This window comes from Conyzicola sp., from assembly GCF_057073975.1.
The window spans coordinates 1-6893 of sequence record NZ_JBXMIS010000142.1 but is presented as its reverse complement, the minus strand read 5'-3'; the positions used below and the strand labels follow the sequence as shown (position 1 = coordinate 6893).

Genomic DNA, 6893 nt, shown 5'->3' with positions numbered 1-6893 from the left:
CGGCAGAACTCGCAGCGGCCGATCGCACCTGGGCCTTCGGGCACATCGTGGTCGACGAGGCCCAGGAGCTCTCGCCGATGCAGTGGCGTCTGCTGCAGCGCCGCGGACCGCAGAAGTCGTTCACCATTGTCGGGGATGTGGCGCAGGCGAGCGCGGCAGCCGGCGCCACCACGTGGACGCAGGCCCTCGCCTCCTTCGGCCGAGACAACTGGCGCATAGAGGAACTGACCGTCAACTACCGAACGCCGGCGCAGATCGCAGCGGTCGCCGAGTCGATGGCGCTCGCCCACGGCCTCGCCATCACCCGCTCGAGCGCGGTGCGCGACAGCGAGTGGCCGGTGGCAGTGCACCGCTCCACGGATGTCGCCGCGACCCTGAACGAGGTGCTTGCCGCCGACCGGGCGATCGACGAGGGCGGAACGATCGCCGTCATCGCCAGTGCCTCGCAGATTGACGCCCTGTTCGCCGAGCTCGCCCCGACTCTCGGCGACTCGGCGGGCCGTGGCCCGGCTGGCCTCGTACGACCGATCGCGTTCATGACTCCCGCCGATGCGAAGGGCCTGGAGTTCGACACCGCTGTCGTCGTCGAGCCGGCGCTCATCGTGTCGGAGATCGAGCGAGGTGCGGCAGCCCTCTACGTGTCGTTGACCAGGCCGACCCAGCGCCTCCATCTCGTCACGACCCGCGACCTGCCGCGCGGAATGCAGCAGTAGTCGCAGCGCCCTCACCTTTGGGGGTAGTGGCATTCGGGGCGAGAGTCCACAGTTGGATAGCGAGCACACCACCCGTGCGCTATCCAGCCAGGCTCGCAAGTGAGGGCCACATGATGACTGACGGAGACGTGTCGTCCACCGACCGTGCCGCCGATACCACTGGCTCCTTCGAGAGCCGTGCCGGTCATGTCGCCATCGGCGAGCTCCTGCGCCAGCAGGAGCAGGTTCCCTCGCGCTCCCGGGTGGCCCGCATCTTCGGCGTCAGCCCGCTGAGCGTGGAGACACAGCCGCTCTACCGCGGCGTTGTGGGCGAGATCGAGGTCGGTGAGGCGCTCGACCGTCTTGGCCCGGAATGGCACGTGCTGCACGCCCTGCCCGTCGATATCGACCACGCCGACATCGACCATCTCGTGATCGGCCCGAGCGGCGTCTTCGTCGTGTCGACGCGCAACCACACGGGGTCAGACGTCTGGGCCTCGCAGCGCACATTCCTCGTTGCTGGGGTGCGGTATCCGCACATTCGTGACATGGAGTACGAGATGGGCCGCGCCGAGCGCCTGCTGACGGCCGCGGCCGGTCGGCCCGTCGAGGTATCCGGCATCCTCGCGGTCGTCGCGCCAAAGAGCCTTGTTGTTCGCGAGAAGCAGCGGGATGTCGCGGTGCTCGAGTCGTCGCACCTCGTTGCGTGGCTGCTGCGTCACAAGCGCGCGCTCGCCCCCGGCGACGTCGCGGAGTTCGGCGCCGCGGCATCCCTCGCATCCACCTGGTACGACGATGGCACCGTGGTGTCCGTCGAGCCCAGCGGCCAGCGCGAGCGGTTCGAGAGACTACGCAGCGAGGTGCGCTCTGCCGCGCGCGTGCAGCTCGCGTGGACGATCGGAGCGGGGCTCGTTGCCGTCGGCGGCTTCGCCGGCATGACCTACTCGATCCTCGCGAGCACGATCGGCTCGTTCGGCCTGTAGTCAGTTCCGACTCTGGTCGCCGGCGGGTTCTCGCGGTAGAACGGGAGCATGGCACAGCGAATTGAGACCTGGATGGCGGGCTACCGCACCGCATGGGAGTCGAACGCTCCTGACGACATCCGCGTGCTGTTCACCGAGGAGGCCGAGTACTACACGGCACCGTTCGCCGAGCCGTGGGTCGGTCACGACGGCATCGTGGCGGGCTGGCTCGCGGCGGCCGACGCCCCCGGTGAGACGGAATTCACCTGGTCGGCGGTGGTCGACAGCGAGGATCTCGCCGTCGTCTCCGCCCAGACCACCTACGTCGATGGGCCGGCCTACAGCAATCTCTGGATAATCCGGTTTGCCCCCGACGGGCGTGCAATAGAGTACACAGAATGGTGGATGGACCAATCGGAGAAAGACTGAGCATGGCCGTTCCTCGAGGGTTCATTCCCTTCATGATCGTCGGTGCTATCCACCTGATCACCCTGTTCATCGACTGGCACGACGGGTCGACCTACAGCAAGCTGGCCATTATGCCGGCGCTCCTCGTGGGCTTCCTGCTCGAACTGCCCGTGCGCCGCGGCCTCGTGGTGCTGCTCGGCGTCGTCGCGATCGTGCTGTCCTGGCTCGGCGATGCTCTGCTCGAGTCGCCGGGCGACCTCGGGTTCCTCCTCGGTCTCGGCGCCTTCATGCTCGCGCACGTCGCCTACCTCGTGCTCTTCGCCTGGCCGTTGCGCCAGCGCACCGTGCCGTTGTTCGCCCTCGTCTTCGCGGCATGGTGGTTCGCTCTCATCACGATCCTCGCGCCGTACATCGGGTCGCTGCTGATTCCCGTCGCTGGCTACGGTCTCGTGCTCGCCACCGCCTCCGCGGCCGCTCTCGGCACGAACCGGTTTGTGGCAGTCGGTGCAGCGCTCTTCCTCGTGTCCGACACCCTGCTGGCGTTCCGACTGTTCTACCCTGACTTCGAGTTCTGGCAGATGAACTTCACCATCATGGTGTTCTACATCGCCGGTCAGGGCCTCATCATTCTCGGCACCGTGCTGCATGTGCGCGCGCGTCAGGCGGTCAGCCCCGTGAGCACTCCCCAGTCGGCACTGGTCTAGTCAGCGCTGCCGCCTGCTCGGCGACGGGCTGGAGCTCTGCCATCGTCATCGCATAGCCGAGGTTGGCGGTGTCGGCGCTCTTGGCGAACACCACGCCGGCAACCACGCCATCCTGCGTGAGGAATGGCCCGCCGGAGTCGCCCTCGTTGACGGTCGTCGCGAGCGAGTAGACCTCGCGCGGATTGGCGCTCGAGTTGTAGATGTCGTTGACCTGGGCTGTGTTGACCGACAGCACCTCTGCCGCGCTTGTCACGAACGGCCCGCCCCAGGGGTAGCCGTCGATGACGCCGGTGGCACCCGTGGCGACGGTGTCTCCCAGGGTCAGCGGGGAGGCATCCAGTCCAGGCACCGCGAGCACGGCGAGATCGTCGACGGGGTCGAAGTAGACGATGGTCGCGCTGAGGGCCTGTCCGCCGGGGGTCTCGACCACGGCCTCCGTCACGCCTGAGACGACGTGGGCGTTCGTCACGATCCGCTCGTTTGCGACGACGAAGCCGGTGCCCGACTGGTTCTGCGAGCAGGCGGCGGCGGTTCCGGTGATGCGCACGACCGACTGGGCTGCTGCGGTGAGCGCCGCATTGCCGGTGTCGACGTTGTCTGGCAGCACCGGTGGCTCGGTGATTCCGCCGAGTGCCTCCGTGATCACGGGGATGCCGTCGCTGATGATCGCCGACCGCACCTGAGCAAGGAAGGCCTCGACCGGGTCGGGGGTGATGGCAGAGATGGTGCGCAGCACGAGGGAGCTGGCGAGTACACGCGAGACGGGAGGGATGCCGAAGCTCGCGAGCCCGGAGGCGAGGAGGGAGACCACGAGCGAGGCGGCGACGAAGTTGACGACCGCGCCGAGGATGCGGTTGGCGATCTTGAGACTGCGTGCCGTCACCGACCGGTCGATCATCGTCGCGATCGATGTTCCCGCGGCATGCCCACCGGCCATGAGCGAGACGGCGATCGCAATCACCACGATCACGCGCACGGTCGAGTTGGTGATGAGGTTGCCGATGACGGGAACGAGCAGGTAGGCGATCAGCGATCCGACCACGAGTCCGATCACGGCACCGAGCGCGTAGGCCGCTCCGTTTCGAAATCCGAAGCTGCCATATGCGAGCAGCAGCAGCACCAGCAGGATGTCGAATATCCAGACCTCGATCACGCTCCCAACCCTAGGGTGCAGACTGGAGAGATGACCACGCCACACCACCAGCTCCTTGACGGAAACCGCATCCCGGCCATCGGCCTCGGCACGTACAACCTCACGGGTGAGGAGGGCATCTCGGCGATCGAGGCAGCCATCGAATCCGGGTACACACTGCTCGACACTGCCCTCAACTACAAGAACGAGGCAGAGGTTGGCGAGGCGGTGCGACGCTCCGGCCGTCGCGACGAGCTTTTCATCACGACGAAGCTGCCCGGACGCCATCACGGCTATGACGAGACCCTTGCGAGCTTCGAGGAGTCGCGCAGCAACCTCGGCCTCGACGTCGTCGACCTGTACATCATCCACTGGCCGCTGCCAAAGCAGGACAAGTACGTCGAGAGCTGGAAGGCGATGATCGAGTTGCGCGAGCGCGGCCTCGTGCGCAGCATCGGCGTCAGCAACTTCACCCCAGCGTTCATCGAGCGCCTCGAGGCGGAGACGGGCGTGCTTCCCACGGTCAACCAGGTCGAGCTGCACCCGCGCTTCCCCCAGGCAGAGCTGCGGGCCTTCCACGCCTCGAAGGGAATCGTGACAGAGGGCTGGAGCCCGCTCGCGCGGCGCAAGGAGGTCTCTGGCGAAGAGGTCGTGACCACGATCGCTGCCGCCCACGGGGTCACACCGACCCAGGCGGTGCTGCGCTGGCACGTGCAGCTCGGGGTTGTGCCTATTCCCAAGTCTGGCGATGCTGCGCGCCAGCGCGAGAACCTCGACATATTCGGCTTCGAGCTCAGCGACGAGGAGGTCGCCGCGATCTCCGGGCTTGAGTCCGGCCGCCTGTGGGGCGGAGACCCGGAGACGCACGAGGAGTTCTAGCGCCGTCGCACAGGCAACACCCACTCCCCGCAGGGGCGCTGCCCAGCGCGTTGAGGGAAGGTTGTGGCTGTTCCACGAGCGAGAGGACAGCCGATGGTGAGCGACACCCGAAACGACGCATTCGGATCCGTCGGCACCCGTGCCTCTGGGCGAGAGATCCGACTTGAAGGGCTCGGAATCGCATCGATCGTCTTCGGTGCGGTCGCTGTCGTCCTGTTCTTCACTCCTGGTTTCGACGAGGTGGCATGGGTTCCGGCGGCCGCCGCGCTCGTCATCGGAGGCGTCGACCTGTGGCTGCGGGTCAACCGCCGTCGTTTCGCGATCGTCGGCATGATGCTCGGCGTTGTCGCGTTCTCCTGGTCGCTCGCGATGCTGCTCTTCGGGAGTGCTCGCTAGCGCCTGGGTCTACCTGTCGTCCGCGTGCCCGGTGTTGACGGTCGCCTCGACGGCCGAGACCAGCACGGCATAGACATCGTCTGACTCAACCACGAAGGTGGCGGTTGTGAGGTGCGTCTCCGTCGAGGCGACGGCCTCCACTGCGTGGCGGACGGCTTCCTCGAGGGGCCAGCCGTGAACGCCAAGGCCAAGAACCGGAAGGGCGATGGTGAAGGCCCCGAGCTTGTCGGCGAGGTCCATCGACTCGATGTAGCACGAGCGAAGGGTCTCGACGTTCTCCTCGTCGAACGCCGGAGCGACGGTGTGCACGACCCACTTCGCTGGCAGGTCTCCCGCGTTGGTGGAGATGACCTCGCCGGCGGGCAGGCCGTCGGTGAGCTTGACATCGCGGATGCGCTGGATCTCGGCGATGATCTCCGGGCCGCCGCCCCGGTGGATGGCGCCCTCCTCGCCGCTGTCGCTGAGCAGGGAGCTGTTGGCCGCATGCGCGATGACATCCGCCTCGAACTCGGCGATGTCTCCGTGGAACACTGCAATCGTCGTCGTCATGATCTGAGCGTACGGTTTACGAGCCACCGACGCCGACGGCTTGACACGGCGGGTTCTAGCGGGCCGCGCGGCGCGCGGCGATCTCCGCCTCGAGGGCGGTCGCCTCATCCCGCGACATCGCTGTTCCGCCGAGCTCCCGCGGCTGCCACCACTGGCCGGCCCCGTCGACCGGGTAGTCGGCCTGCAGGTCGGCGACGAGCGACTCGAGGGCCGAGCGCAGCTGAAGGGTGGCCTCGCGCGGGTCGCCGGCGACAGAGAGCGGGGTGCCGAACGCAAAGGTGACGGGTATGCCGAAGCGCTCCCGCATCCGTACACGGTGGCCCTTGGTCATGAGCCGCTGGCCGCCCCACACCGCCACAGGAATGAGCGGGACGCCGGCCTCGGCTGCGAGGCGCGCAGCACCCGTCTTCAGCTCGCGCACGGTGAACGACGCACTGACGCCGGCCTCGGGAAACACGCCGATGAGCTCCCCGTTGCGCAGTGCCGCGACCGCCTCGGCGTAGGCATCGGCTCCCGCCGTCATGTCGACTGAGATGTGTCGCATGCTGCGCATGAGCCAGCCGACGACCGGCTTGTCGAAGACCGGCTTCTTCGCCATGAACCGGATGCGTCGGCGGTTGTGCAGCCACGTCACCCACTCGACGAGGGCGAACTCGAGGTAGCCGAAGTGCGTCATGGCGATGACGGCACCGCCGGTGTCTGGGATGTTCTCTGCACCCCTCGCTGACGGCCTGACCCGCAGTGCCGCGAACATCGCCCGCCCGGCTCCGATGGCCGCAGTGTAGGTGGGCTCGCTCATGCTCTCAGGCTAGGCGCGAAATGCTGAGAATTCGGGATGATGCGAGAACGTCTGCTACTCGAACTGCACCCAGTCGGGGCAGCCGTCGGTCACGAAGCGCGTTGTCACGTCGGTGATGAAGACCGTGCCGCCCTGGTTCTCGGCGACGACGGCCTCGTCCTGGTAGAGCGTCCAGGTGCAGCCGTCGGGCTGCACGTCGGGCAGCTCGTACCCGCCGATCGCGGTGTCGCCGGGCACCGCATATTCGCCGGTGCCCGCGACGATGGCTCCCTGTGTGCTGCCATCCTGCTCTGTGCTCTCACCAGGCTCATCGGCCTCGATGTCGGCGGAGTTCGAGGAGGCGGTGGGCGTGCACGCCGCAAGCCCACCGGC

9 protein-coding genes and 1 pseudogene are annotated in these 6893 nt (G+C 67.3%); 6 read left to right on the top strand and 4 right to left on the bottom strand.

What is annotated here, in order from left to right:
* The 4 genes and pseudogenes from AC14A7_RS13205 to AC14A7_RS13190 all read left to right on the top strand — a co-directional run.
* A pseudogene (locus tag AC14A7_RS13205) lies at positions 1-713 on the top strand (AAA family ATPase); the annotation flags it as partial.
* A gap of 113 nt (positions 714-826) precedes the next feature.
* The gene (locus AC14A7_RS13200; protein WP_484009797.1) at positions 827-1675 is read left to right on the top strand and encodes a nuclease-related domain-containing protein; all 849 of its coding nucleotides are present in this window, start codon (positions 827-829) and stop codon (positions 1673-1675) included.
* 48 nt (positions 1676-1723) lie between these two features.
* Positions 1724-2083, top strand: coding sequence for a nuclear transport factor 2 family protein (locus AC14A7_RS13195; protein WP_484009795.1), 360 nt, complete (start codon positions 1724-1726; stop codon positions 2081-2083).
* 2 nt (positions 2084-2085) lie between these two features.
* On the top strand, positions 2086-2766 hold the full coding sequence (locus tag AC14A7_RS13190; protein ID WP_484009793.1) for a lysoplasmalogenase family protein: 681 nt from the start codon (positions 2086-2088) through the stop codon (positions 2764-2766).
* On the opposite strand, the gene AC14A7_RS13185 is transcribed toward AC14A7_RS13190, so the two are convergent.
* Positions 2729-3919, bottom strand: a complete 1191-nt coding sequence (locus AC14A7_RS13185) for a MarP family serine protease (protein ID WP_484009791.1) — start codon at positions 3917-3919, stop codon at positions 2729-2731. The genes AC14A7_RS13190 and AC14A7_RS13185 overlap by 38 nt on opposite strands.
* Before the next feature lie 30 nt (positions 3920-3949).
* On the opposite strand from AC14A7_RS13185, the gene AC14A7_RS13180 reads away from it, so the two are divergent.
* Positions 3950-4777, top strand: a complete 828-nt coding sequence (locus AC14A7_RS13180) for an aldo/keto reductase (RefSeq protein WP_484009789.1) — start codon at positions 3950-3952, stop codon at positions 4775-4777.
* A 96-nt stretch (positions 4778-4873) separates the two neighbouring features.
* Positions 4874-5173, top strand: coding sequence for a hypothetical protein (locus AC14A7_RS13175; RefSeq protein ID WP_484009787.1), 300 nt, complete (start codon positions 4874-4876; stop codon positions 5171-5173).
* A 9-nt stretch (positions 5174-5182) separates the two neighbouring features.
* On the opposite strand, the gene AC14A7_RS13170 is transcribed toward AC14A7_RS13175, so the two are convergent.
* The 3 genes from AC14A7_RS13170 to AC14A7_RS13160 all read right to left on the bottom strand — a co-directional run.
* A complete protein-coding gene (locus AC14A7_RS13170) occupies positions 5183-5722 on the bottom strand; it encodes a macro domain-containing protein (RefSeq protein WP_484009785.1) in 540 nt (179 codons plus the stop codon).
* A gap of 55 nt (positions 5723-5777) precedes the next feature.
* Complete coding sequence (locus AC14A7_RS13165) at positions 5778-6521, bottom strand: lysophospholipid acyltransferase family protein (protein WP_484009784.1); 744 nt, start codon at positions 6519-6521, stop codon at positions 5778-5780.
* 54 nt (positions 6522-6575) lie between these two features.
* A partial coding sequence (locus AC14A7_RS13160) for an Rv1352/Rv1906c domain-containing protein (protein ID WP_484009782.1) occupies positions 6576-6893 on the bottom strand: 318 nt, incomplete at its 5' end.

What these genes read in the sequence shown, in the direction of transcription:
- AC14A7_RS13165 (WP_484009784.1), bottom strand. Translation starts at nt 6,521, where the DNA reads ATGAGCGAGCCCACCTACACTGCGGCCATCGGAGCCGGGCGGGCGATG.
- AC14A7_RS13180 (WP_484009789.1), top strand. Translation starts at nt 3,950, where the DNA reads ATGACCACGCCACACCACCAGCTCCTTGACGGAAACCGCATCCCGGCC.
- AC14A7_RS13200 (WP_484009797.1), top strand. Translation starts at nt 827, where the DNA reads ATGACTGACGGAGACGTGTCGTCCACCGACCGTGCCGCCGATACCACT.
- AC14A7_RS13170 (WP_484009785.1), bottom strand. Translation starts at nt 5,722, where the DNA reads ATGACGACGACGATTGCAGTGTTCCACGGAGACATCGCCGAGTTCGAG.
- AC14A7_RS13190 (WP_484009793.1), top strand. Translation starts at nt 2,086, where the DNA reads ATGGCCGTTCCTCGAGGGTTCATTCCCTTCATGATCGTCGGTGCTATC.
- AC14A7_RS13195 (WP_484009795.1), top strand. Translation starts at nt 1,724, where the DNA reads ATGGCACAGCGAATTGAGACCTGGATGGCGGGCTACCGCACCGCATGG.